General features: G+C 69.5%; 22 protein-coding genes and 1 tRNA gene. 10 read left to right on the forward strand and 13 right to left on the reverse strand.

The genetic code is table 11. The features are described from left to right. Positions 1-52 precede the first annotated feature (52 nt). Positions 53-316, reverse strand: coding sequence for a cell division protein CrgA (gene crgA / locus OED52_RS00155; RefSeq protein WP_264152720.1), 264 nt, complete (start codon positions 314-316; stop codon positions 53-55). A gap of 102 nt (positions 317-418) precedes the next feature. On the opposite strand from crgA, the gene OED52_RS00160 reads away from it, so the two are divergent. Next, the gene (locus OED52_RS00160; protein ID WP_264152721.1) at positions 419-1,144 is read left to right on the forward strand and encodes a DUF881 domain-containing protein; all 726 of its coding nucleotides are present in this window, start codon (positions 419-421) and stop codon (positions 1,142-1,144) included. 134 nt (positions 1,145-1,278) lie between these two features. Continuing rightward, on the forward strand, positions 1,279-1,941 hold the full coding sequence (locus OED52_RS00165) for an aminodeoxychorismate/anthranilate synthase component II (protein ID WP_264152722.1): 663 nt from the start codon (positions 1,279-1,281) through the stop codon (positions 1,939-1,941). A 92-nt stretch (positions 1,942-2,033) separates the two neighbouring features. Here the strand turns inward: OED52_RS00165 and pknB are convergent, their stop codons facing one another. The 7 genes from pknB to OED52_RS00200 form a co-directional block, all read right to left on the reverse strand. Beyond that, positions 2,034-3,941 (reverse strand): Stk1 family PASTA domain-containing Ser/Thr kinase, encoded by a 1,908-nt coding sequence (gene pknB, locus OED52_RS00170; protein ID WP_264152723.1) that lies wholly within the window; start codon positions 3,939-3,941, stop codon positions 2,034-2,036. Continuing rightward, positions 3,938-5,476 carry a serine/threonine-protein kinase gene (locus OED52_RS00175; protein WP_264152724.1) on the reverse strand — a complete coding sequence of 513 codons (1,539 nt, stop codon included), beginning with the start codon at positions 5,474-5,476 and terminating at the stop codon, positions 3,938-3,940. The genes pknB and OED52_RS00175 overlap by 4 nt, the downstream gene beginning before the upstream one ends. A gap of 1 nt (position 5,477) precedes the next feature. After that, complete coding sequence (locus OED52_RS00180; RefSeq protein WP_264152725.1) at positions 5,478-6,962, reverse strand: peptidoglycan D,D-transpeptidase FtsI family protein; 1,485 nt, start codon at positions 6,960-6,962, stop codon at positions 5,478-5,480. Then, positions 6,959-8,407 (reverse strand): FtsW/RodA/SpoVE family cell cycle protein, encoded by a 1,449-nt coding sequence (locus OED52_RS00185; protein ID WP_264152726.1) that lies wholly within the window; start codon positions 8,405-8,407, stop codon positions 6,959-6,961. The genes OED52_RS00180 and OED52_RS00185 overlap by 4 nt, the downstream gene beginning before the upstream one ends. Further along, positions 8,407-9,873 carry a PP2C family protein-serine/threonine phosphatase gene (locus OED52_RS00190; protein ID WP_264152727.1) on the reverse strand — a complete coding sequence of 489 codons (1,467 nt, stop codon included), beginning with the start codon at positions 9,871-9,873 and terminating at the stop codon, positions 8,407-8,409. Before OED52_RS00190 ends, OED52_RS00185 begins: the two co-directional genes overlap by 1 nt. Then, on the reverse strand, positions 9,870-10,331 hold the full coding sequence (locus tag OED52_RS00195; protein WP_264152728.1) for an FHA domain-containing protein FhaB/FipA: 462 nt from the start codon (positions 10,329-10,331) through the stop codon (positions 9,870-9,872). The genes OED52_RS00190 and OED52_RS00195 overlap by 4 nt, the downstream gene beginning before the upstream one ends. Positions 10,332-10,489: 158 nt before the next feature. Continuing rightward, positions 10,490-11,761 (reverse strand): DUF3662 and FHA domain-containing protein, encoded by a 1,272-nt coding sequence (locus OED52_RS00200; protein WP_264152729.1) that lies wholly within the window; start codon positions 11,759-11,761, stop codon positions 10,490-10,492. A gap of 213 nt (positions 11,762-11,974) precedes the next feature. On the opposite strand from OED52_RS00200, the gene OED52_RS00205 reads away from it, so the two are divergent. From OED52_RS00205 to OED52_RS00215, 3 genes are all read left to right on the forward strand, one after another. Next, positions 11,975-12,057: transfer RNA gene (locus tag OED52_RS00205), tRNA-Leu, on the forward strand. 179 nt (positions 12,058-12,236) lie between these two features. Continuing rightward, complete coding sequence (locus OED52_RS00210) at positions 12,237-12,815, forward strand: DinB family protein (protein ID WP_264152730.1); 579 nt, start codon at positions 12,237-12,239, stop codon at positions 12,813-12,815. A gap of 82 nt (positions 12,816-12,897) precedes the next feature. Further along, positions 12,898-13,539, forward strand: a complete 642-nt coding sequence (locus OED52_RS00215) for a dihydrofolate reductase family protein (RefSeq protein ID WP_264152731.1) — start codon at positions 12,898-12,900, stop codon at positions 13,537-13,539. A 13-nt stretch (positions 13,540-13,552) separates the two neighbouring features. Here OED52_RS00215 and OED52_RS00220 read toward each other — a convergent pair whose 3' ends face one another. The 3 genes from OED52_RS00220 to OED52_RS00230 form a co-directional block, all read right to left on the reverse strand. Next, a complete protein-coding gene (locus OED52_RS00220) occupies positions 13,553-13,975 on the reverse strand; it encodes a Fur family transcriptional regulator (protein ID WP_264152732.1) in 423 nt (140 codons plus the stop codon). A gap of 54 nt (positions 13,976-14,029) precedes the next feature. After that, entirely contained in the window at positions 14,030-15,310 is a 1,281-nt protein-coding gene (locus OED52_RS00225) for a glycosyltransferase 87 family protein (RefSeq protein ID WP_264152733.1), read from the reverse strand. Positions 15,311-15,392: 82 nt separating this feature from the next. Beyond that, complete coding sequence (locus OED52_RS00230) at positions 15,393-16,109, reverse strand: SOS response-associated peptidase (RefSeq protein ID WP_264152734.1); 717 nt, start codon at positions 16,107-16,109, stop codon at positions 15,393-15,395. An 87-nt stretch (positions 16,110-16,196) separates the two neighbouring features. Here OED52_RS00230 and OED52_RS00235 point away from each other — a divergent pair, with 87 nt between their 5' ends. Next, a complete protein-coding gene (locus OED52_RS00235) occupies positions 16,197-17,618 on the forward strand; it encodes a wax ester/triacylglycerol synthase domain-containing protein (RefSeq protein WP_264152735.1) in 1,422 nt (473 codons plus the stop codon). 12 nt (positions 17,619-17,630) lie between these two features. Here the strand turns inward: OED52_RS00235 and OED52_RS00240 are convergent, their stop codons facing one another. After that, a complete protein-coding gene (locus OED52_RS00240; RefSeq protein ID WP_264152736.1) occupies positions 17,631-18,989 on the reverse strand; it encodes a phosphotransferase family protein in 1,359 nt (452 codons plus the stop codon). Between the two features lie 219 nt (positions 18,990-19,208). Between OED52_RS00240 and OED52_RS00245 the strand changes: the two genes are divergently transcribed. Together OED52_RS00245 and OED52_RS00250 are read left to right on the forward strand one after the other, a co-directional pair. Beyond that, complete coding sequence (locus OED52_RS00245) at positions 19,209-20,822, forward strand: thiolase C-terminal domain-containing protein (RefSeq protein WP_264152737.1); 1,614 nt, start codon at positions 19,209-19,211, stop codon at positions 20,820-20,822. 45 nt (positions 20,823-20,867) lie between these two features. Next, a complete protein-coding gene (locus OED52_RS00250) occupies positions 20,868-22,097 on the forward strand; it encodes a CaiB/BaiF CoA transferase family protein (protein WP_264152738.1) in 1,230 nt (409 codons plus the stop codon). Here the strand turns inward: OED52_RS00250 and OED52_RS00255 are convergent. Next, the gene (locus OED52_RS00255; protein ID WP_264152739.1) at positions 22,094-22,798 is read right to left on the reverse strand and encodes a TetR/AcrR family transcriptional regulator; all 705 of its coding nucleotides are present in this window, start codon (positions 22,796-22,798) and stop codon (positions 22,094-22,096) included. The genes OED52_RS00250 and OED52_RS00255 overlap by 4 nt on opposite strands. Positions 22,799-23,023: 225 nt before the next feature. Between OED52_RS00255 and OED52_RS00260 the strand changes: the two genes are divergently transcribed. Together OED52_RS00260 and OED52_RS00265 are read left to right on the forward strand one after the other, a co-directional pair. Then, entirely contained in the window at positions 23,024-23,212 is a 189-nt protein-coding gene (locus OED52_RS00260) for a ferredoxin (RefSeq protein WP_264152740.1), read from the forward strand. Between the two features lie 146 nt (positions 23,213-23,358). Then, on the forward strand, positions 23,359-24,219 hold the full coding sequence (locus OED52_RS00265) for a mycofactocin-coupled SDR family oxidoreductase (protein ID WP_264152741.1): 861 nt from the start codon (positions 23,359-23,361) through the stop codon (positions 24,217-24,219). Positions 24,220-24,227: the final 8 nt, after the last annotated feature.

Consider the following 24,227-nt stretch of genomic DNA (forward strand, 5'->3'; position numbering starts at 1 on the left):
GTTATCCCCAGGTGGGGATGAATGACAGCGGTGTAATCCACAGGACGGCAGGTCAACGCCACTTCATCATCATGATCAGGCCGACCACCATGCAGCCGAACCCGATGAGGAAGTTGTAGGCACCGAGATCGTTCATCCACGAGATCTGCTCGGCGGCGAGGTAGTAGACGATCAGCCACAGCAGCCCGATGAGCAGGATCCCGAACATCACCGTCTTGTACAGCGTGCTCGACGGCGCGGCCTTCACCTTCACCGGTGTCCGGCTCACCGTCCGGGGCGCGGCGACGTCCTTCTTGCGAACCTTCGACTTGGGCATGATGTCCTCGTTCTCGGTGCTCCGCCCGTCGCGTGCGGGTGAAGCGGTCGGTCGGCTACGTGTGGTTTCACGCTAACGTAAGGCCAGGATCGGAGGTACGACGTGTCGGAACGGCGACTGCGCGCGCCCGCATGGGGCCTCGCCACCCTCGTCGTCTGCCTCGTCGCCGGTCTGCTCCTCGGCACCACCCGCGGGGTGTCCGAGGGCGACGAACTCCGCGCCGGCGACTCGCCCCGGCTCTCCGACCTCGTGCGCGCTGCCCAGGAGAGCGCCGACGAACTCGCCGCGACCCGCGACGCCCTCGCCGCCGAGGTCGAGGACCTGCAGGACCGGGCCGCCGCGAGCGACGACGACGTCGCCGGGGTGCTCGACGACCTGGCCGTCCTCGAGGACCCGGCGGGCCTGGTGGCGTTGCGCGGACCTGGCGTGACCGTCACCCTCACCGACGCCCCCCGCGACGCGAGTGGCCGCTATCCCTCCGGAGCCTCACCAGACGACCTCGTCGTGCATCAACAGGACGTGCAGAGCGTGCTCAACGCGATGTGGGCGGGCGGAGCCGAGGCCGTGGCCATGCAGGACCAGCGGATCGTGGCGACGTCCGCGCCGCGCTGCATCGGCAACACCCTGCTGCTGCACGGCCGCACCTACTCGCCGCCCTATGTCGTCACCGCGCTCGGTGATCCCGCCCGCCTCGAGGCCGCACTCGACGCGGAACCCGGCATCCGCCTCTACAAGCAGTACGCGGCCCGCTACCAGCTCGGCTACACCCAGCACGCCTCGGACGATCTGTCCGTCCCCGCCTACACCGGCGGGGCCTCCGCCCGCTGAGCGGTGAAGAGGACTCCGCCCGCTGAGCGGTGAAGAGGACTCCGCCCGCTGAGCGGTGAAGAGGACTCCGCCCGCTGAGCGGTGAAAACGACTCCGCCACGGTTCGGAACGAGACCACTGAGTACCCTCGTGCCATGCGCATCCTCGTCGTCGACAACTACGACAGCTTCGTCTTCAACCTGGTCCAGTACCTGGGGCAGCTCGGAACGACGGCCGACGTGTGGCGCAACGACGACGAACGCCTCACCGCACCCGGGGCTCTCACGCGCGTCGCGCAGGACTACGACGGCATCCTCGTCAGCCCCGGCCCCGGCACCCCGGAACGCGCCGGTGTGAGCATCGACCTGGTCAAGGCCTGCGCCGACACTCGCACCCCGCTTCTCGGGGTGTGCCTCGGCCACCAGTCCATCGGTGTCGCCTTCGGGGCGACCGTCGACCGCGCCCCCGAACTGCTGCACGGAAAGACCAGCGTGGTGCACCACAACGGCACCGGTGTGCTCGCCGGCCTGCCGAACCCGTTCACCGCGACCCGCTACCACTCGCTGACCGTGCTGCCGGAGACCATGCCCGCCGAGCTCGAGGCGACCGGCCATACCGACACCGGCATCGTCATGGCGCTGCGGCACGTCGAGCTGCCCATCCACGGCGTGCAGTTCCACCCGGAGTCGGTGCTCACGCAGGGCGGTCACCGGATGCTCGCCAACTGGCTCGGTGACTGCGGCCGGGCTCCGGAGGAGTCGCTCGTCGCGCAGCTCGAGGAGCGCGTGGCCCGCGCCCTCGACGGTGGCGCCGCCTAGGACCCCTCAGACACGGGAAAGGCGCCGGTCCACTGGACCGGCGCCTTTCCGCTTGTCTGCTGTTCGCTGCCTCTGCCGTTCGTCGCCGGGGGTCAGCGGATACCGAGCACACCCACACCCACGGAGATCGTCTCGTTCTTCGAGATCTCCGAGCCCGGCGGCTGGGCCTGGGTGATCACGGTGCCCACCATGTCGACGTCCAGGGTGGCCTCCCGCGTCTGCTGCAGCTGCGAGGCGTTGCCCGTCCAGCCGGCGCTGCGCAGCGCCGCCAGAGCCTCCGACACCGAGCGGTTGGTGAGGACCGGCATCTCGATGCGGTCGCCGTTGGAGACCCGCAGGGTGACGGTCTCGCCGCGCTCACCCGAGGCCCCACCGGCCGGGCTGGTGGACACCACGGTGCCCTCCGGCTCGCTGGAGTCGATCTGTTCGACGACCACCTCGAAGCCGGCGCCCTCGACGTTGCCGCGAGCCACCTCGACGGTCTGGCCCACCACGTTGGGCACCCGGATCATCTCCGGGCCGCTGCCGAGGGTGATGGTGATCGTGCTGTCACGGTCGATGCTCGCCCCCGCGGCGGGGTTCTGCTCGACGACCAGGTTCTCGTCGTCCTTCCCGGACGGCGCGCGCTTGATGTTCGGGTCCAGGCGCAGGCCCACCGCGGCGAGTTCCTGCGCGGCGCGTTCCTCCGTCATGCCCGCCAACCGCGGGATCTGTACCTGTTCGGGCCCGGTCGACACCTCGATCGTCACCGTCGAGCCCTCCTCGGCCTGGGTGCCTGGCACGGGCCGGGTGTTGATGACGTTGCCGTTCGCGACCACCGCGTCGCTCTTCTGCTGGAGCGCGACGCGGAAACCGGCGTCCTGCAGGCGGGCCTCCGCCTCCTGTGCGGACAGGTTCCGCACGTCGGGGACGGCGACCTGCGCGGCCGTCGAGCCCGGTCCGAGCGTCCACAGGAACACCCCGACAATGCCGACGACCAGCACGGCGGCGAGGCCGAGCAGCACCTTCTTGAGCACCGACCCGGATCCGGATCCGTCCGCACCCGATCCGCCCGTCCCGACGACGGCGGCGGCGCGGCTGTGCCGGCCCGCCCCCGTGTCGACGGCGTCGATCAGCGTGGTGCGGTCCTCGTCGGTCATCACCATCGGCGCGCTCGGCCGCTGGCCGCTGAGCACACGGATCAGGTCGCTGCGCATCTCCGCGGCCGACTGGTAACGGTTGGCGGGGTTCTTCGCCATCGCTTTGAGGATCACCGAGTCGAGTTCCGGCGGCACCGCCGGATTCACCGACGACGGCAGCGGCGGATCCTCCCGCACGTGCTGGTAGGCCACCGCGACCGGCGAATCACCCTTGAAGGGCGGCTCCCCGGTGAGGATCTCGAACAGCACGCAGCCGACGGAGTAGACGTCCGACCGCGCGTCGACCTGCTCACCGCGGGCCTGCTCCGGCGACAGGTACTGCGCGGTGCCGATCACCGCGGCGGTCTGCGTCATCGGGCTCGCCGCGTCGGAGATGGCGCGGGCGATGCCGAAGTCCATGACCTTCACGGCGCCGGCCTTGTTGATCATGACGTTCGCGGGCTTCACGTCGCGGTGCACGATCATGTTGCGGTGGCTGAAGTCCAGGGCCGCACACACGTCGGCGATGATCTCCATCGCCCGCTTCGGGGCCAGCGGACCGTTCGACCGGACGATGTCGCGCAGCGTCTCGCCCTCGACGTACTCCATGACGATGTACGGCAGGGGACCGGCCTCGGTCTCGGCCTCACCGGTGTCGTAGACGGCGACGATCGCCGGATGGTTCAGCGCGGCGGCGTTCTGCGCCTCACGACGGAACCGCAGGTAGAACGTGGGATCGCGGGCCAGATCCGCTCGCAGCACCTTGATGGCCACATCCCGGCCGAGCCTCAGATCCCGCGCGAGGTGAACCTCGGACATACCACCGAAGCCGAGGATCTCACCCAGCTCGTAGCGGGAGGAGAGCTTGCGCGGTGTGGTCATGACGTTCCTCGAGTGTTCGTACCGTTGCTGGTTCCGGATGAATTGTCGTTCCTTCCGCCCGAGGCCTCGTTCTCGGACCCGTCCCCGCCGCCGCTCTCGTCCGGGGTTTCGGTTTCCTCGGTCGTGGTGGTCGTCGTCTCGGTGGTGGTCGGGACCGTCGTCGTGGTGGTCGTGGGGGGAACGGTGGTCGTGGGCGCCTCGGTCGTCGTCGGCACCGTGGTGGTGGGCCGCACGGTCGTCGGGGTCGGCGTGAAGGTCTCCGGTTCCTCGATGATCGGCGGCGGGAGCGGACGACGCGTCGTGGTGGTCGTCGTGGTGGTGGCCTGCCGCGTCGTCGTCAACTGGGTGGTGGGCGAGGGCGACCGATCCGGTTCGTCGCCGCCCCCGAGCAGCACGATCCCCAGCGCCACCAGCGCGAGCACGACGGCGATCCCCGCCGCCCAGGCCAGCGCGGTCGGGCTCGGCGACTTACGGCCGCCGTCACCGGTGGGGGTCGCCGCGGTGGACGGGCCCACCGGGGGCCGGCCCGAGGTGGGCGGCTGCGCAGCGCGCGGCACGGACGCGTACGCGGTGTTGCCGTACTGCTGCGTCGGATTCAGGGCACGGGTCGCCGCGGTGGGCGCCGCCGTTCCCGGCACACCCGGGGGAAGCACACGGTTCGCGCTGGTCACCGGCGGCACGTTGCCGGGCGGCGGCGCGGGACGTCCCGCCCGCACCGCGGCGACGGCGTTCGCGAACTCGCCGCCGTTGGCGTAGCGGTGGGAGGGATCCTTCGACATCGCGATCTCGATGAGACCGCGCACTTCCGCCGGCAGGTCGGCGGGCAGCGGCGCCGGCGTCTCCTGCACGTGTTTCATCGCGACGGTGACGACGCTGTCGCCGAGGAACGGGCGGCGTCCCGCGAGGGCCTCGTAGCCGACGACGGCCAGCGAGTACACGTCGGACGCCGAGGTGGCCTCCTGCCCGAGGGCCTGTTCGGGAGCGATGTACTGGGCGGTGCCCATCACCATGCCGGTGCGGGTCACCGGGGACGCGTCGACGGCCTTGGCGATACCGAAGTCGGTGATCTTCACCTGGCCGGTGGGGGTGATCAGGATGTTGCCGGGCTTGACGTCGCGGTGCACCACCCCGGCGTTGTGGGCGGCCTGCAGCGCCCGGCCGGTCTGCTCGAGCATGTCCAGGGCGTGCGGCAGCGACAGGCGGCCGACCCGCGACAGCACCGCGTTGAGCGGTTCGCCGTGCACGAGTTCCATCACCAGATAGGCGAGGGCCTGACCCTCGCTGTCGGTGGTCTCGCCGTAGTCGAACACCCCGGCGATACCCGGATGGTTGAGCTGCGCCGTCGTGCGCGCCTCGAACCGGAAACGGCCGAGGAAGTCCTCGTCGCCGGACAGTTCGGCCTTGAGGACCTTCACCGCGACCCGCCGGTCGAGCCGCGTGTCGAGTCCCTCCCACACCTGACCCATGCCGCCGGTGGCGATGAGTCGCTGCAGACGGTAGCGGTCGGCGATCATGGCCCCGCTGCTCAGTGCCATGTCAGCCCCCCTGTAGTCCGGCCGCGATCACGGCCCGTCCGATCGGTGCGGCCACCGAGCCGCCGGTCGCGGCGAGTGCCCGGTCGCCGCCGTCCTCCACGATCACCGCGACGGCCACGGTCGGCTGCTGCGCCGGCGCGAACGCGATGTACCAGGTGTGCGGAGGAGTGTTCCGCGGGTCGCTGCCGTGCTCCGCGGTACCGGTCTTCGACGCGATCTGCACCCCCGGGATCGCACCCTGGCCACCGGCGTAGTTCTCGGCACCGATCATCAGATCGGTGAGGGTCGCGGCGACCTCCGGCGGAATGGCCTGGCCGAGCGACTCGGGCTTGGTCTCCTCGAGTACCGTCAGGTCCGGGCCCTGCAGGCGGTCGACGAGATAGGGCTGCATCCTCACCCCACCGTTGGCGACGGTCGCGGCGATCGACGCGTTCTGCAGCGGGGTGAGCGCCACGTCGCGCTGGCCGATGCTCGACTGGCCGAGCGCGGCGCCGTCCGGGATCGGGCCGACGGTGCTCGCCGCGACCGGCAGCGGCACGTCGAGGGTCTCACCGATGCCGAGCGCCTCGGCCTGCGCTTCGAGCGCGTCGCGGCCGGTGTCGATGCCCATCTCCACGAAGGCGGTGTTGCACGACCGGGCGAACGCCTCGCGCAGGGTCACCGTCGCCCCGTCGCCGCAGGTCGCGCCGCCGTAGTTCTCGAGGGTCGTTGTGGTGTCGGGCAGCGTGATCTGCGGGGCCGCGGTGAACAGGGTGTCGGGGGTGACACCGTTCTCGAGCGCCGCCGCGGTCACCACGACCTTGAAGGTCGAGCCCGGGGGATAGGTCTGGGAGATCGCCCGGTTGAGCATCGGCTTGTCGGGATCGGAGTTCAGCTCGTCCCAGGCCTGCGAGGTCGCGGCGCCGTCGTGCCCGGACAACCGGTTCGGGTCGTAGCTCGGGGTGCTCACCATCGCCAGGATCCGGCCGGTCGCCGGCTCGATCGCGACCACCGAACCCGTGTAACCCTTCGACGTCAGCTCGTCGTAGGCGACCTGCTGCATCACCGGGTCGATCGTGGTGACGACATTGCCGCCGCGCGGGTTGCGGCCCGACACCAGGTCGAACAGGCGCCGCCCGAACAGCAGGTTGTCGGAGCCGTTGAGCAGCGAGTCCTCGGCGCGTTCGATGCCGGTGCTGCCGTACTGCATCGAGTAGAAGCCCGTCACCGGGGCGTACGCGAGCGGGCTCATCGGCTGGGTCGGCGTCGCCGGGTACTCGCGCAGGTACTTGTAGCGGCTGTCGGTGGGCACCGACACGGCCAGCGCCTGCCCGGCGGCGACGATCTGCCCGCGCTGCCGCGAGTACTCGTCGAGGAGCACCCGCGAGTTGCGCGGGTCGGTACGGAGGTCGTCGGCCTTGATGACCTGCACGTAGGTGGCATTGGCGAGCAGCGCCACCACCATGAACATCACGGCCATCGCGACTCTGCGGAGCGGACCGTTCATTCGCGCCCCATCATTTCCGTCGGTGCATCGGCGATCGGCGGCGGTGTCCTCTTCCGAGGAACCGCGGGTTCACGGGCAGCGTGCGAGATCTTCATCAACAGAGCCAGGAGCAGATAGTTGGCGAGGAGCGACGAACCGCCGTACGAGACGAACGGCGTGGTCAGGCCCGTCAGGGGGATCAATTTCGTGACGCCGCCGACCACCACGAACAGCTGGACGGCGAGGGTGAACGACAGGCCGGCGGCGAGCAGCTTGCCGAAGCTGTCGCGTACCGCCAGCGCGGTGCGCATGCCCCGGATCACGAGGATCAGGAACAGCAGCAGGATCGCGGACAGGCCGATCAGCCCGAGTTCCTCACCGATCGCCGCGATGATGAAGTCGGTCTTCGCGAACGGCACCTGACCGGGGCGTCCGCTGCCCAGACCGGTCCCGGCCACCCCACCGGTCGCGAGACCGAACAGCGACTGGGAGATCTGGTAGCCGGTGTTGTTGTAGTCGGCGAGGGGGTCGAGCCAGGTCTCCACACGGACCTGCACGTGCCCGAACATGTGGTACGCCGCGTAGAAGCCGACGGCGAGCAGCGAGAACCCGATGATCAGCCAGCCGACCCGCTCGGTGGCGATGTAGAGCATCACCAGCACGGTCGTGAACAGCAGCAGCGACGTGCCGAGGTCCTTCTCGAAGACCATCACGCCGATCGAGATGATCCACGCGGCGAGGATCGGCCCGAGATCGCGGGCGCGCGGGAAGTCCATGCCGAGGAAGTGCCGGCCCGCGGTGGTGAACAGGTCGCGCTTGGCGACGAGCACCGACGCGAAGAAGATGATCAGCAGGATCTTCGCGAACTCACCCGGCTGGATGCTGAAGCCGGGCAGCCGGATCCAGATCTTCGCGCCGTTGACCTCGGAGAAACTGCTCGGCAGCAGCGCCGGGATCGCCAGGGCCACCAGACCGACGAGACCGAGGGTGTAACTGTAGCGCGCCAGCAGCCGGTAGTCGCGCAGGAAGATCAGCACGACGATGAACAGGGCGATGCCGAGCGCCGTCCACAGCACCTGCTGGGTCGCATCGGGGGACGGCGGATCGAGCCCCATGTAGCGGGCGTTCTCCTGGTCGGACAGGTCCAGCCGGTGGATGAGCACGAGCCCGAGCCCGTTGAGCAGCGCCACGATCGGCAGCAGCAGCGGATCGGCGTACTTCGCGAAGCGCCGCACCGCCAGGTGTGCGATCAGGAACAGGCCGGCATAGGCCGCGCCGTATTCGAGCAGGTCCAGGGTGATGGTCTGCTCCATCGACACCTCGACGAGCATGAGCGAGACCGTCGTGATGGCGATCGCCGCGAGCAGCAGTGCCAGCTCGGTGTTGCGGCGCGTCGACTGGACCGGAGCCGGCGCGAAACCACCGGGCGGGCTCGGGAACGCCCCCAAACCATGGGACACCGACATCAGGCGCCCACCCTGCAGTTCTGTCCAGGGATCTGGGGTGCCTGTTCGGGAACCGGGGTGATCTGCTGCGGTTCCTGCGGGGCAGGCGCCGGTTCACCCGTCGCCGGGGTCTCGGGGGCCGGGGTCTCGGCGGGAGCGGCACCGTTCGGTTCCGGAGTGGGGGCGCCGGGCGGCGCCGGTGCGGGCTCGGGTTCCGGCCTCTTCTCCTCGCATACCGGCAGCAGGTCGAGTTCGGCGAGCCGCTGCATCTGCTCGCGCGTGTCGTCGAGAGAACCCGACGGCAGACCGGCGCGCACCTGCTCGCGCGCGGCGGGCCACAGATCGTCGACGAGCATCACTCGGCACTGCGCCGAGGCCGGATCGACGAGTGTCAGGTCGCCCTCGTCGGTGATGCAGCCGACGCGGGCCACCTCCTGCAGCGAGTAACCGAAGACGTTGCCGGGGATGCCGCGCAGCACCGCGACGCGGCCCTCGTCGGCGGCCACGTAGTAGTTGTTGCGGATCAGCTGCCGGCCCAGCAGCAGGCCACCGGCCAGCGCCGCGATCACCAGGATCGCGATCGACGGCCAGAACAGGCGGCTGCGCTTCTTCTTCGGTTCGGGTTCCGGGGCCTTGTTGATGACCCGCTTCGGGGTGGCACGCGGGGGACGCATCGCCGCGGCACGACCGGCCGCGGTGTTCGGCGGGGGAGTGTCATCGTCGTCGTCCCCCGACGCCGCGCCCGCCACGATGGGATTGCTCTGCCCGTAGTCGAGGTCGATGACGTCGGCGACGACCACGGTGACGTTGTCGGGGCCACCGCTGCGCAGCGCGAGTTCGATGAGGCGGTCGGCGCACTCGTCGTGGGTGCCCTGCCGCATGGTCTCGGCGATGGTCTCGTCGCTGACGACGTCGGACAGGCCGTCCGAGCACACCAGATAGCGGTCGCCGGCGCGGGCCTCGCGGACCGTGAGCGTGGGTTCGACCTCGGTGCCCGTCAGCGCGCGCATGATCAGCGACCGCTGCGGATGGGTGTGGGCCTGTTCCGGGGTGATGCGGCCCTCGTCGACCAGCGACTGCACGAAGGTGTCGTCGCGGGTGATCTGGGTGAGCTGGTTGTCACGCAGGAGGTAGGCGCGGGAGTCGCCGATGTGCGCCAGACCCAGCTTGCTGCCGGCGAACAGGATTGCGGTGAGGGTCGTGCCCATGCCGTCGAGCTCGGGCTCCTCCTCCACCTGGTCGGCGATGGAGGCGTTGCCCTCCCGGACGGCGGCGGCCAGCTTGCCGAGGAGGTCGCCGCCGGGCTCGTCGTCGTCGAGATGGGCGAGCGCAGCGATCATCAGTTGTGAGGCGACCTCGCCTGCGGCGTGGCCACCCATGCCGTCGGCGAGGGCGAGCAGGCGCGCGCCGGCGTAGACGGAGTCCTCGTTGTTGGAACGGACGAGGCCGCGGTCGCTGCGGGCGGCGTAACGGAGTACGAGGGTCACGGGCGGAGCTCGATCACGGTCTTGCCCACACGGACGGGAGTGCCGAGCGGGACACGGACAGCGGTGGTGACCTTCGCACGGTCGAGATACGTACCGTTCGTCGACCCGAGGTCCTCGACGTACCAGTCGCTGCCCCGCGGGGACAGGCGGGCGTGGCGGGTCGAGGCGTAGTCGTCGGTCAGGACGAGGGTGGAGTCGTCGGCCCGCCCGATGAGCACCGGCTGGGTGCCCAGCGTGATGCGGGTACCGGCCAGCGCCCCCTGCGTGACCACCAGGTACTTGGCGGTCTTGTTGCGGCTCAGCGAGGGCAGTACCGACTGCTTGGGTGAATACCGGGGCAGCGGCCGCGCGGTGCCGGCGTAGATGTCGGACCGGAGCGTGCGCAGCACGGCCCACACGAACAGCCACAGCAGGAGGAGGAATCCCGCCCGGGTCAGCTGCAGAATCAGCCCCTGCACGGCGTGCCCTCCTTCTGGCTGGTCGACCGGTCGTTCTCGTCCGGTGCGTTGCGGTCACTCACAATACGGACACCGGACGACTCCACGCAGCGTCCGACGCGCGGTGCCGCGCGTCGGACGATGTGGACGAATCCGGTGTGTCCGTCTATCTCGGCTGCTCAGAGGATGCGTACGAGGATCTCGGAGTGCCCGGCGCGAATCACATCACCGTCGGCGAGCTGCCAGTCCTGGACCGCCGCACCGTTGACGGTGGTGCCGTTGGTGGAACCGAGATCGGAGAGCATCGCGACCTGGCCGTCCCAGCGGATGTCGATGTGGCGACGTGACACGCCGGTGTCCGGCAGACGGAACTGGGCGTCCTGCCCGCGGCCGACGATGTTGCTGCCCTCGCGGAGCTGGTAGTAGCGGCCGCTGCCGTCCTCGAGCTGGAGGGTGGCCGTCAGGACACGGCCGGCGGCCGGCGACTGGTAGCCGCCCTGCTGGTAGCTCTGGTCGTAGGCCGGGGCCGCGGCGCCGTAGCCCTGGTCGTAACCGGCCTGCTCGCCGTACTGCTGCTGACCGTAGCCGGGCTGCGCGTAACCCTGCTGGCCGTAGGCCTGCTGGTCGTAGCCGCCCTGCTGGTAGGCCGGATCCTGATAGCCCTGCTGCCCGTAGGCCTGCTGGTCGTAACCCTGCTGGTAGTCGCCGCGGTAGTCCTGGCTGTAGGCCTGGGGTTGCGCGTAACCCTGCTGGCCGTAGGCCTGCTGGTCGTAGCCGGCCTGCTGGTAGCCGGGATCCTGGTAGTTCTGGTCGCCGTACGCCTGCTGCCCGTAGGCCTGGGCGTCGTAACCACCCTGCGCCTGGTCGTAGCCGGCGTTGCCGTAGCCCTGTGCGTAGCGCTGCTCCTGGCCGACGTGCGCGTGACCGTTGCGTGCGTACTGAGGTTCCGCTTCGGCGGGGTCACGGCTGGGGTCGTAGCCGGGGTTCTGCGTCATGGGGCCAGCTCCTGGTTCAGAGTTCACGAATGGGCGGTTCTGCGGGTTCCGTGATGACGGCGCGCGCGTCGCTGAGCGCCCCGCATCGGGATCTACCGAGCCGCGGGTCCGGAACTGCCCGGTGTGCAGTGCGGACGACGACTCGAAGACGACGTGGACCTCACCGTACGTCTGCCATCCTTGCTCTCGGATGAAGTCCTCAAGGTGACGGGAGAAGGCCTTCACAGTCAAGTCCCGATCCGCGGCGAGGGCTTCGTGATCGGACTCGCTGATGGTGATGACGTACTTGTTGGGGGCGAGCGCGTGTCCTCGGTCGAGTTGCTGGACGCCGTCTGCTGCCTCCTGCTGCAGGGCGGCCTCCACCTCCTGAGGCACGACGCCGCCGCCGAACACGCGGGCGAAAGCGTCGCCGATCGCAGCCTGGAGCTTGCGCTCGAAGCGCTGGGCGATACCCATGGCGACCCCCTTTCCGTACTCAGCGTGTCGCAATGCAGACCTCGCTCCTGCATGGTATCGACTTTTCCCGCGATTCGACCCGAGGGAGATCGGTAGCACTCTCCGACGCTCCTCCGGCGGCCCCTCGAGGGCGCTGCAGACCCCTTGCGCAGGTCTCCTACCAGCGGAATAGTGGAATCGCCGCATCGTGTGTTAATGTTTTCGGCGTTGCTCGGGCGAGTGGCGGAATGGCAGACGCGCTGGCTTCAGGTGCCAGTGTCCTTCGGGACGTGGGGGTTCAAGTCCCCCTTCGCCCACAGATGAACGAGGTCGCGAACTCCACGGAGATCGTGACCTCGTTCTTCGTTTCGGGGTTCTTCTGCTTCCAGGTTCTTCTGTTTCCGGCCCCCTTCGGCGGCGCCACCCGGATGGCACACTCCCGGGGGGCAGTCGCGGAACCCGTGGACAGCCGCGCGTCCCTGCGTATCCTGCCGGTGTGATCGGGGGATCGTCGTACGGATCCGAGCTCGTCGGGCAGCTCCAGGAGCTGCGCGAATCGGTGCTGTGGAAACTCGAGGGCCTGCAGGAACACGACCTGCGCCGCCCGATGACCCCGACCGGCACGAATCTGCTGGGGCTGGTGAAGCACCTGGCGGGCTGCGAGTTCGGCTGGTTCGGTCTCGTCTTCGGCCGGCCCGCCCCGATCGAGCTGCCCTGGCTCCGTCCCGGAGCGGAGGAGAACGCCGACATGTGGGCAGCTCCCGACGAATCCCGTGAGTACGTCGTCGGCCTCTACCGCCGCTCCTGGGAGCATGCCGCCGGGACCTTCGAGGCACTCGATCTCGCGTCGACGGGCACGGTGCCCGGCTCGGACCGGCCCGTGACCCTGCGACAGGCCATTCTGCACATGATCGTCGAGACCGCGCGGCACGCCGGGCACGTCGACATCGTGAGGGAGCACATCGACGGGTTCGCCGGCCGCGGCCCGGGCAACGACAACCTTCCCCACACCGACGCCGCGCGGTGGCGTGCCCACGTCGAACGTGTGCAGGCCGCCGCCGATCTCTTCCTGTGAACAAACACTGCTCGGCGATGAGTTCCGGCCGTCACCGTGGTCTCCATGTGCGTATCTCTCGTCCGGACACGAGGAGGCACCGGTGACGCAACTGCTGCGAGTACAGAACTTCACCGTCTCGATCGACGGCATCGGCGCGGGGGAGGACCAGACCCTCGACAACCCCTTCGGCCTCGACCAGAGCAGGCTGATGGAGTGGCTGTTCGCCACCGCGTCGTCGCCGGTACGCACCGGCCCCGGCGGCAGCCGCGGCCTCGACGACTGCTTCGCCCGGGACTTCTCCCACGGCATCGGTGCGGAGATCATGGGCCGCAACAAGTTCGGACCCCAGCGCGGACCCTGGACCGATCACGACTGGCAGGGATGGTGGGGCGACGAGCCACCCTTCCATACCCCCGTGTTCGTCCTGACGCATCACGAACGGCCGTCGTTCACCCTCGGCGACACCACCTTCCACTTCGTCGGAGGCGACCCGGCGAGCGTGCTCGAGAAGGCCCGGATCGCCGCGCACGGCAAGGACGTCCGGCTCGGCGGGGGAGTGACCACCATCCGGCAGTTCCTCGACGCCGACCTCGTCGACACCCTGCACGTCGTGGTGGCGCCGGTGCGGTTCGGGCATGGGTTGAAGCTGTGGGAGTCACCGGACGAACTGCGGGACCGCTTCCATCTCGAGGTCGTTCCGAGCCCGAGCGGCGTGGTCCATCACCTGTTCTGGAGGAAGTGACGTTCCTCCCGGCTCACTCCGGCGCCGAGCAGGCCGGGCACAGACCCCAGTAGACGACCTCGGCCCGTTCGACGAGGAAGTCCTCCTGCGGGGTGGCCAGGCAGTCCGACCGGCCGACGGCCCGGTCGACGTCGGTGATGGACCCGCACGCGCGGCAGACCAGATGGTGGTGGTCGTCGCCGACCCGAGACTCGTATCGGGCCACCAGACCTGCCGGCTGGATGCGACGGATCAGACCCGCCACGGTCAGGGCGTGCAGCGCGCTGTAGACGGTCTGGCGCGACACCCCCGGAATGCGTTCCTGCACGGCGACGAGGATCGTGTCGGTGTCGGCGTGGGGGTGTCCGTCGACGGCTTCGAGTACCGCGACCCGTGGCCGGGTCACGTACAGGGCAGCGGTCCGGAGCCGGGCCGCGTACTCGGACGTCGGGGCCACCCCTCCACTATCACGCCTTCGCGGGTCTCCCGCGGGAGATTTCGGGGGCGGGCGTCAGGGCCGGCTGCCCAGCGGCTGCGCCGAGTCGTCCTCGGGGGTGTCGGGGCGGGTGGCGACTGCGCCGTCCTGGTAGCGCACGAAGGCGAGCCAGACCAGGAAACCGACGCCGACCACCACGTACAGGGCACCGAGCGCCTGCTGCCACAGGGCCCAGTCGAGTTCGACGTCCTTCCCGGAGGGCAACAGGTGCTGCGGGCCCACCAGGAAGATCACCGTGACACCGGCGGCGACGGCGAGGGCCCCGCGCGAGGCGGGTCCGCGCATCAGCTCGAAGGCGAACACCAGCAATGCGGGGGCGACCCACACCCAGTGGTGCGACCACGACACCGGCGAGGCGAGCAGGACGGCGGTCGCGTTGGCGAGCAGCGCGGGGACGAGTTCACCGTGGTCGAGGGCGCGGCGGATGGCGATCACCGCGACCAGCAGCATCACCGCCACCGCGACCAGCCACAGCAGTGAGCCCATCAGTTCGGGCGGGGCGAACCGCGCCACGACGGCCTTGAAGGACTCGTTGGTGCCGAAATAGGCGGGGCCGATCCGGCCGGTGTCCGGCAGGGTCTGCAGCCAGTACTTCACCGACTCGCTCGGCTTCAGGGCGAACGCCAGCGCGGTGAAACCCACCGCCGACGCGACGATGGTGAGGCTGGTGCGGCGGTCGCGGCGGACCAGGAAGAGCAGCAGGAACGCGGCGGGGGTCAGTTTCACCGCGGCGGCGAGACCGATCAGCAGACCGCGCGGCCACTTGGGGTTCTTCGTGAGCACGTCCACCGCGACCAGCGCCATCAGCACGAGATTGATCTGCCCGAAGCTGATGGTCTCGCGGACGGGTTCGAGGAGCACGGTGGCTGCGGCCGCGATGGTCGTCGCCGTCCACGACGCGCGCGGACCGAGCTGCGGCCACACCCGGGTGATCACCAGCCGCAGGGTGACGGTCAGGGCGGCGAGGGAGACGAGGGTGAAGACGACCTTGCCCAGTGCGACGGGCAGCACCGCCAGCGGGACGAACAGCATCGCCGAGAGCGGGGGATAGGTGAACGGCAGCGTGAAGTCGTCGAGGACCGGGGGCATCTGCCCGTAGAGGTCCTTGCCGTCGAGCAGCACCCGGGCGCCCAGGCGGTAGACGAGCAGATCGATGAGGTCGCTGCCGAGGAGGATCGCCACGACCACACCGGCGGCGACGAGCGACGTGATCGCGGCGGTGGCGGTGCCGGCCCGGCTGTCGAAGAACGAAGTGGTCGTCGTCGAACCGCCCGAGTCCTGCCGTGAAAGTCGCACTCGGCAACTTTAGTCAATTTCGGATGCCGTATTTCTCCGACCCACCGGCCGTGTGAGCTGCGCATCCGTTGCCCGTGAGCGGTCAGGATCCGACGGGACGCAGCAGTTCCGGGGAATTGTTGCGCGGGGAATTGACCGCGGTGCTCACCTCGTACGGTTCGAGGGTCGGTTCGGGGATCGAATTCAGTAGGGCGTCGACGTCGTCGCGGTCGGTGAGTTCGGGATCGAGCCAGGGGTCGACGAAGGTCTCCGGCAGGATCACGGGGGAGCGTTCGTGGATGTGTCCGGCGGCGTCGGTGGCGGGCCGGGTGAGCACGGTGCACGTCCACAACCAGCGGTCGGGGTGGTCCTCCGGCAGGTCCGGATCGGCCCACAGTTCGTAGAGCCCGGCCATCGACAGCGGCGCGTCGCCGTGCAGGAAGAAGGGGATCTTCTTCCCGTCCTCGGTCTTCATCCACTCGTAGTAGCCGTCGGCGGGGAGGATGCAGCGGCGCCGCGACGCGGCGGCCTTGAAGGCCGGCTTCTGCGTGATCGTCTCGGAGCGGGCGTTGATCATCCGCGACCCGATCTTCGGGTCCTTCGCCCAGAACGGCACCAGCCCCCACTTCACCTCGGAGGAAACGATGCGGACGGGTTCGGCGTCGGGATCGTCGCGGGGTGCGCGTACGAGCACCACGTTCACCCGTTGCGTGGGGGCGATGTTGTAGGAGGGCGGCAGTTCCTCACCGACGGCCTCCACCGCGTCGTATGCCGCGAGCAGATCACTGCGGGTGCTGGTGCTGGCGTAGCGTCCACACACGATCCAGTCGCCTCCTGTGGGTCCGAATCTGCCGGTGCCGGTGAGACGATTGTCCCGCAGGCACGCGTCCGCGGGAGGGTGAGTCGTATGACCGGTGATGTCAGACGTATGTCGCAGGCCGATCTGATGTCCTGGCGGATGGAGGACGACCCGATCCTGAGGTCCACCATCGTCGCCGTCGCCCTGCTCGACCGGTCGCCGGACCAGGAGCGCTTCGTCCGCACGATGGAACGCGGCACGCGGGCGGTACCGACCTTCCGGCAGCGGCTCGTCGACCCGGGGGTCGGGCTCGCTCCGCCGCGGTGGGTGGACGATCCCGATTTCGACCTGTCCTGGCATCTGCGGCGGGTCGCGCTGCCGCACGGCGGTGGGCTGGAGGCGGTGCTGCCACTGGCGCGGGTGGCCGCGATGGCGGCGTTCGACAAGGACCGACCGTTGTGGGAGGCCACGGTCGTCGACGGTCTCGACGACGGACGGGCGGCGGTCGTGCTGAAGGTGCACCACTCGCTCACCGACGGCATCGGGGGCATCCAGATCACGAACGAGGTCGTCGACTTCGAACGCGACGGCACCGAGACCGAGCGGCCGCCGCTGCCGGAGAGTTCCTCCGTCGCACGGGGTTCGGATCTGGTCGATGCTCTGATCTGGCACGTGTCCACGGCCCGCGATCTCGCCGGGCGGGCCGTTCCCGGGCTCGCCCGCTTCGGCCTGCGCTCGCTGACGGATCCCGTCTCCGCGCTGCGGACGGTGGTGGGCACGGCCGGGTCGGTGGCCCGATACGCGCGCCCCGTGTTCACGACGCGGTCACCGTTGATGACCGCGCGCAGCACGGTCCGGGAGGTCGCGGCGCTCGACCTGCCGTTGCAGGCACTGCGCGACGCGGGGAAGGCGGCGGACTCCTCGCTCAACGACGCGTTCCTCGCCGGAGTCCTGCTGGGATTGCACCACTATCACGTGCGGCACGGTACGCAGGCGGGGGCACTGATGACGACGATGCCGATCAGCCTGCGGGCGGAGGGTGACGAGATCGGCGGAAACCGGATCACCCTGGCGCGCTTCGCTCTTCCCACCGACGTCACCGATCCGGTGGAGCTGATGCACCGGGTGCGTGCGATCGTGCGGTCCTGGCGGAACGAACCGGCCGTGCCGTTGTCCGAGGCCATCGCCGCGGCCCTGAACGTCCTGCCGCCGCGTGCCCTGGGCGGGATGCTCGAGCACATCGACTTCCTCGCGTCGAACGTGCCCGGTTCGCCGATCCCCATCTATCTCGCCGGTGCCGAGATACTGAGGTACTACCCGTTCGCGCCCACCATCGGTGCGGCCGTGAACATCACGCTGATGTCCCACATCGACGAGTGCTGCATCGGCATCAACGCCGACACCGCCGCGGTACCGGACCCGGAGGTGTTCGCCGGTTCGATCGCGGACGGCTTCCGTGAGGTGCTCGCGGTGGCGTCCGGGGACGAGGACCTCGTCTCCGTGACGCTGCCGGCGTCCGGGGAGGGGTGAGGTCCTCCGCGGCTACAGGGCGTCGAAGTGCCGTTCGGCGAGAACGCCCATCGCCGAGCGCATCTGCTGGGTGCGACCGGCGATCTGGCGGAAGAGGACGGTCAGCACGTCCTCGATGGGGATCTCCCCGGCGAAGTGCCGTGCGACCAGTTCGGTGGTGCCGTCGGTCACCGTGTCGGGGCGCGACCCCAGCGCGGCCTCCAGGTCGTCGAGATCGCGTTCGGTGATGCGGTCGCCGAAGCGGTTCGCGTCGCGGAGGTACTTCAGGATGCGGGCGAGGCCCTTGCTGCGCAGGACGACGAAGGCGTCCTCGCTGCGCGGCACGATGATGTGCCGGATCTGTTCCAGCGCAGCGTCGTACAGCCATTGCAGTTCGGTCGGCTCGGCCTCGACGTCGGCCGGGAGCTCGAGGTCGGTGCCGAGGACGTCGGCGAGTGCCTCGACCAGCAGTCGACGGTGGAGCAGGCCGTAGGGGAGGGCGTTGCCCACCTCGCCCAGGAGGTCGACCCCGCCCGTGCCGAGGACGACGATCCGCAGTTCGGCGAGCACGCGGTAGTAGCGCACCCGGTCGAGGTCGATGCGCATGCCCGAGGCGCGTTCGTAGTCCGCGAACCGGTCGTGGATGTCGGTGAACGGCTCCTGCACGGCGCGGGTGGTGACCCACGCGAGATCGTCGTGCGGGTCGCCGAGATGACCGAGTTCGAGATCGAGGACGGCGGTGACCTTCCCGTCCTCGTAGAGGAAGTTGCCCGGTCCGGTGTCGCCCTGCACGATCACCACCGGCCCGTCGGCGTCGGGGATGTTGCGGCGCACCCAGCCGAGCGCGAGTTCGACGAGGGGATCGGACTTTCCGCCCGCGTCGCGGTAGATCCGCTCCCAGACGTCGATCTCGTGTTCCACCAGCCGCCGCAGCCCCATGCCGGGATGCTGGTCGGGGAGTTCGAGCCGGGCCGGGTCGACGCGGTGCATCTCGGCGAGGATGCGCATGAAGTCCGAGGCGATCGCGACCCGCTCGTTCTCGTCGGTGAGGCGCGAGAACCAGGCCTGCCCCGGTACCCGTTCGGACAGGATGGCCTGTTCGGTGGGGTGGACCCCGACGATGCGGGGGATCGGGACGGGGGAGTCGGCGAACGCGCGGTAGAACTGCGCCTCGCGGTGCAGGGTGAACGGGTCGCCTCGCTGTGCGGGGTCGAGGCGGTCGTAGCGCAGGAAGAGGGGAAGTGTTGTGCCGTCGGGGGTCTCGACGTCCACCACCCAGGCCTCGCGGCGTCCGCCGCCCGGTCGCCGGTCGACGTGGACGATCTTCCCGCCGGCGGTGTCGGCCACCCAGTCGAGCAGGGTGTGGTCGAGTGCTGCCCGCGTTTCGTCCATGGTCGAACTCCGCTCTTCGCTCGTCACCGAGGCGCCGTTGTTTGCATACCAGGTTATACAAGTGAGTCCCTATCGGGAACTCGTTTTCCGTTGACGGGGCGGGCCGATGGACGGGTGGCGTGACGTGGGTCATGGTCGGTGCTAGCATCTCACCTCAAGTTGTCTAACCTAGTAGTCGTGCAGGGGGTGCTGGTGGGTAGGCCACTTCCTCAACCGACCGTGACCACGGCAGGCTTCTGGGCCTCCGGGGCCGACGGCGTCCTGCAGGTCGCGCAGTGCGACGCGTGCGGGAAACGCATGCACCCCACCGCGGTCCTGTGCTCCGAGTGCCGCTCCCGCGACATCTCCCTGCAGCCGGTCTCGGGCCGTGCGGTCGTCGTCGGGGTGACGGTCAACGCCCAGCAGTGGCTCCCCGACCTCCCCCCGCCCTATGTCGTCGCGATCGTCGCCCTGGAGGAGGACCCGAGCGTCCGCCTCACCACGAACATCGTCGGCTGCGAACCCGGGGAGGTGGCAGTCGGCGACCGCGTCCGCGTGACGTTCGAGCAGGTCGCCGACGACATCTGGCTGCCGCTGTTCGAACCCGATCCCGACGCCGACTGCCCCGGCGAACTCCCCGAACCCGAGGATCTGCGCCCCCGCCTGCGTCCCCCGGTCACCTCGCGGCGGTTCGAGGACCGGGTCGCGATCACCGGCGTCGGTCAGTCCGCCGTCGGCCGCCGCCTCATGGTCGATCCCCTGACCCTCACCGTGGACGCGTGCCTGCGTGCCGTCGAGGACGCCGGGCTGACCCTCGACGACATCGACGGACTGTCCACCTACCCCGGCGCGGTGTCCGGAGGCATCTCCGAGGGCGGCATCGTGCCGGTCGAGCAGGCGCTGCGCATCCGCCCCGTCTGGGTCAACGGTGGCGGGGACCTGCCGGGGCAGAACGGATCGATCATCGCCGCGATGCTCGCCGTCGCCTCGGGCCTGTGCCGTCACGTGCTGTGTTTCCGCACCGTCTGGGAGTCCACGCACACCGAGCTGGTGAAGGCGGGACGCTGGTCCGGAGGTGGGGGCCGCGCCTCGGGCATGTTCGAGTTCCGTCATCCCTTCGGGGCGATCTCCGCCGCCAACTGGATCGCCTGCCAGGCCTCGCACTATTTCCACCGCTACGGCGAAGCCAAGGACACCCTCGGCGCGATCGCCGTCACCGCCCGCGACAACGCCTCCGCCAATCCCGAAGCGGTCTACCGGGATCCGATCACGATGGACGACTACCTGTCCGCCCGTGTCGTCTCGACGCCCTTCGGCCTGTACGACTGCGACGTGCCCGTCGACGGGGCCGTCGCCGTCGTCGTCTCCGCCGTCGAGACCGCGAAGGACCTGCGGCACGAGCCCGTGCTCGTCGAGGCGGTCGGCACCCAGATCACCGAGAATCTCTCCTGGGACCAGGGCACACTCACACACCTGCCCCAATCCCTCGGTCCCGCTGCACATCTGTGGAGCCGCACCGACCTGCGGCCCGAGGACGTCGACGTCGCGCTGCTCTACGACGGGTTCACCTTCAACGCGCTGTCCTGGCTCGAGGGCCTCGGCTTCTGCGAGATCGGCGGTGCCACCGACTTCGTCGACGGAGGCAAGGGCATCGCCGTCGACGGGGTGCTGCCGCTCAACCCGCACGGCGGGCAGCTGTCCGCCGGACGCACCCACGGATACGGCTTCGTGCGCGAAGCCGTCCTCCAGCTGCGCGGGCAGGCACCGGGGCGGCAGGTGCCCGACGCGAAGGTCGCGGTCGTCACCGCTGGCGGGGGTGTGCCCTCGGGTGCGTTCCTGCTGCGCACCCCCTGAACCAGCCCCGAAAACCAGCCCCACGCACCAGGATCAGGAGTCGTCATGGACCGTCCCTTGGAAGGCATCCGCATTCTCGAGGTCGCGCAGTTCACGTTCGTGCCTGCGGCGGGAGCCGTGCTGGCCGACTGGGGAGCCGACATCGTCAAGGTCGAGCACGCCGAGAACGGCGACGCCCAGCGTGGTCTCGTCCGCGTGCTCGGGCTCGACGCGAACAAGGCCGGGTCGTCGTTCGCGCCGATCATGGAGGGCCCCAACCGCAGCAAGCGCAGCATCGGCATCGACCTGTCCAATCCCGAGGCGCGGCCCGTGCTCGAGGAACTGATCCGGCGCAGCGACGTCTTCCTCACCAACTACCTCCCCGGTCCGCGGGCCAAGCTCGGGATCACCGTCGACGACGTCCGCGCGATCAACCCGAAGATCATCTACGTCACCGGAAGCGGTTTCGGCACCGAGGGACCCGACGCCGAGAAGGGTGCCTACGACGCCACGGCCTTCTGGGCCCGCGGCGGCAGCGCCGACGGGGTCATGCCGCCCGACACCGACCACATGGCGTTCATGCCGGCCGGTGCGTACGGCGACAACATCGGCGGCATGACCATCGCCGGGGGCATCGCCGCGGCGATCGCCGGTCGCGAACGCACCGGCGAGCCCTCCGAGGTCGACGTGTCGCTGCTCGCGGTGGGGGCGTGGGCCACCCAGTTCTCGGTCAACCTGTCGCTGTTCACGGGCGGTCCGCTGCCCAAGGTGCAGCGGACCACGGCCGCCCCGGGCAATCCGCTGAGCGGGTCGTACCGCACCGCCGACGGCCGCTGGCTCCAGTTCTCGATGCTCCAGCCCACCCGCTACTGGAACGAATTCGTCAGCGCGCTGGGCCGTGAGGACCTCGTCGACGATCCGCGGTTCGCCACGATGGAGGCGATCTTCCAGCACTCCGAGGAGATCGGCGGCTGGTTCGCGGAGGCCGTCTCGAAGCGCACCTACGACGAATGGCTCGAGGTGTTCTCGTCGCTCACCGGCCAGTGGGCGCCGGTACAGGACGGCTGGGATCTCGGCCACGACGAGGCACTCCTCGCCAACGGGCGCATCGTCGAGGTGGTCGACGCGGACGGCAGGCCACAGAAGCTCGTCGCGAATCCGGTCAAGTTCGACAACGCGCCCGTGAGAATGCGGCGGGCACCGCAGTTCGCCGAGCACACCGACGACATCCTCCGGGAACTCGGGTTCGACGACGACAGGCTCCTCGAACTCAAGATCGCGGGTGCGGTGACCTAGCTTCCGACGCGACCGGGACTGCCCTGCTGCAGTTTCCGGGCGGCGCGGGTGGCGGTGGCGAGGGCGTCGGCCGCGGTCGCGAGCGCCTGCTCGAGTTCGGCCTGCGCGGCGTCGGGGGATCCCTCCGCCGGTTGCGGCCGCAGGGCGGGAACGACGAACCGGCGGAAGCGCAGCCGGGCGGCCGCGTCGGAGCGGTCGGGGTCCTCGGCGGCGAGGAAGGTCTGCTCGATGAGGAACTCGAGCAGGTCCTCGAGGGGGACGTCGGTGCGGATGATGCCCGCATCCTGCCCGGCGCGCAGCAGCGGTTCGGACACCGCCGAGGTCACTGCGAGGATGTCGGGATGCCGCGCGGAGGCCGAGTGCTGGGCCATGAGCGCGACGATCACCGGGTCCTCCGGCAGTTCGCGCGCGTTGTAGGCCATCGTGTCTTCCATCTTGGAGAAGATGTCGCCCTGACCCGCGGACCGTTCGAGGGCGCGTTCGATGTGCCGTTCGGCGCGCAGCAGGCCCACCTGCACGATCATCTCCTGGGCACCACCGAGTTGCCGGAAGGCGGTGGCGCGGGAGACACCTGCCCGTTCGGCGATCGTGGCCATGCTGACCGAGACGGTTCCCTGCCGACGTATCTCCTCGTCGGCGGCTCGGACGAGGCGTTCCTTCAGGCTCATCTCGTCGGTCTGTACGGAGTCGTCACTCGGCATTCCTTCACCCTACGGCGCCCACTCCGTCCCGTTGGGGAGCCAAGGCTTCGCTGACATAGTGAACTTGGTAAAAAGTGTGATGCAGGTCTCGACTTATGCCCCCAATGTTGCTACCGTGTGTCCTAGTGAGTCTCAGGCTGTGAGACCAAGGGGGCTTTCGGTCTCACGCCTGATGCGACTGCCGGCACTTCGTCTCCACCGTCCATCGTCGAAAGCAGGGGCCTCATGAGACTGACGATCGACACCGGAAAATGCTCCGGTCACGCGCGTTGCTGGGAGGCCGCACCCGACGTGTTCGACATCGACGACAACGGGTACGCACTCCCTCTCGACGTCGAGGTCTCCGATCCGCCCGCCGACTCGATCCGGGCGGGTATCGCGGCCTGCCCCGAACGGGCCATCTCGCTCCACTGACGCCGGACACGACGGCCGTGCACGTGCACGCCGGTCGCCCACCTTGAACTCCCGCAGCGCGCAGCGTCTTTCGTGATCATCCGCTCCGCGCCCCGGGTCCCACGCGATCTCCCCTCCCACCGGATCTGAAGCAAAGGACACCCATCATGGGCCGTTTGCAGGACAAAGTCGTCTTCGTCACCGGCGTCGCCCGCGGTCAGGGTCGCACCCACGCCGTCCGTCTCGCGCGCGAGGGAGCCAAGGTCGTCGGTGTCGACCTCTGCGACAACATCAAGACCAACGCCTACCCCCTCGCCACGCCGGAGGACCTCGCCGAGACCACCCGCCTGGTCGAGAAGGAAGGCGGCACACTGATCTCCACCGTCGCCGACGTCCGCGACCGGCAGTCCCTGTTCGCCGCCGTCCAGCGCGGCGTCGAGGAGTTCGGCCGGCTCGACGGGGTGGTCGCCCAGGCCGGCATCTGCCCGCTCGGCAGCGACGACCCCCAGGCGTTCATGGACGCGTTCACCGTCGACTTCGTCGGTGTCGTCAACACCGTGGAGGCCTGCCTGCCGCACCTCGCCGAGGGCGGATCCATCGTCGCCACCGGCAGTCTCGCGGCCCTGCTGCCCGGCGCCACCGACAACCCCACCAACGGCACGGGCGGTCTCGGCTACTCGCTCGCCAAGCGGACCATCGCCTCGTTCGTCAACGACCTTTCGATCGTGCTGGGACCGAAGAAGATCCGGGTCAACGCGGTTCATCCCACGAACTGCAACACCGACATGCTCAACAGCGAGATCATGTACCGGCAGTTCCGGCCCGACATCGAGTCGCCCACCCTCGAGGACGCCCTGCCCGTCTTCCCGGTGATGAGCGTGATGAACGTGCCCTACGTCGAACCCGAGGACGTCACCGACACGGTGCTGTTCCTGCTGTCCGACGAATCGCGGTTCGTCACCGGCATGCAGATGCGCGTCGACGCCGGCGGCTACGTCCGCAACCGTCCCGCCACCCCGGCCTTCTGAACCGACCC

Source organism: Rhodococcus sp. Z13 (assembly GCF_025837095.1).
GTDB lineage: Bacteria > Actinomycetota > Actinomycetes > Mycobacteriales > Mycobacteriaceae > Rhodococcus > Rhodococcus sacchari.

What these genes read in the sequence shown, in the direction of transcription:
- OED52_RS00250 (WP_264152738.1), top strand. Translation starts at nt 20,868, where the DNA reads ATGGACCGTCCCTTGGAAGGCATCCGCATTCTCGAGGTCGCGCAGTTC.
- OED52_RS00175 (WP_264152724.1), bottom strand. Translation starts at nt 5,476, where the DNA reads ATGGCACTGAGCAGCGGGGCCATGATCGCCGACCGCTACCGTCTGCAG.
- pknB (WP_264152723.1), bottom strand. Translation starts at nt 3,941, where the DNA reads ATGACCACACCGCGCAAGCTCTCCTCCCGCTACGAGCTGGGTGAGATC.
- OED52_RS00200 (WP_264152729.1), bottom strand. Translation starts at nt 11,761, where the DNA reads ATGGGTATCGCCCAGCGCTTCGAGCGCAAGCTCCAGGCTGCGATCGGC.
- OED52_RS00240 (WP_264152736.1), bottom strand. Translation starts at nt 18,989, where the DNA reads ATGGACGAAACGCGGGCAGCACTCGACCACACCCTGCTCGACTGGGTG.
- OED52_RS00185 (WP_264152726.1), bottom strand. Translation starts at nt 8,407, where the DNA reads ATGTCGGTGTCCCATGGTTTGGGGGCGTTCCCGAGCCCGCCCGGTGGT.
- OED52_RS00265 (WP_264152741.1), top strand. Translation starts at nt 23,359, where the DNA reads ATGGGCCGTTTGCAGGACAAAGTCGTCTTCGTCACCGGCGTCGCCCGC.
- crgA (WP_264152720.1), bottom strand. Translation starts at nt 316, where the DNA reads ATGCCCAAGTCGAAGGTTCGCAAGAAGGACGTCGCCGCGCCCCGGACG.
- OED52_RS00180 (WP_264152725.1), bottom strand. Translation starts at nt 6,962, where the DNA reads ATGAACGGTCCGCTCCGCAGAGTCGCGATGGCCGTGATGTTCATGGTG.
- OED52_RS00260 (WP_264152740.1), top strand. Translation starts at nt 23,024, where the DNA reads ATGAGACTGACGATCGACACCGGAAAATGCTCCGGTCACGCGCGTTGC.
- OED52_RS00255 (WP_264152739.1), bottom strand. Translation starts at nt 22,798, where the DNA reads ATGCCGAGTGACGACTCCGTACAGACCGACGAGATGAGCCTGAAGGAA.
- OED52_RS00235 (WP_264152735.1), top strand. Translation starts at nt 16,197, where the DNA reads ATGACCGGTGATGTCAGACGTATGTCGCAGGCCGATCTGATGTCCTGG.
- OED52_RS00165 (WP_264152722.1), top strand. Translation starts at nt 1,279, where the DNA reads ATGCGCATCCTCGTCGTCGACAACTACGACAGCTTCGTCTTCAACCTG.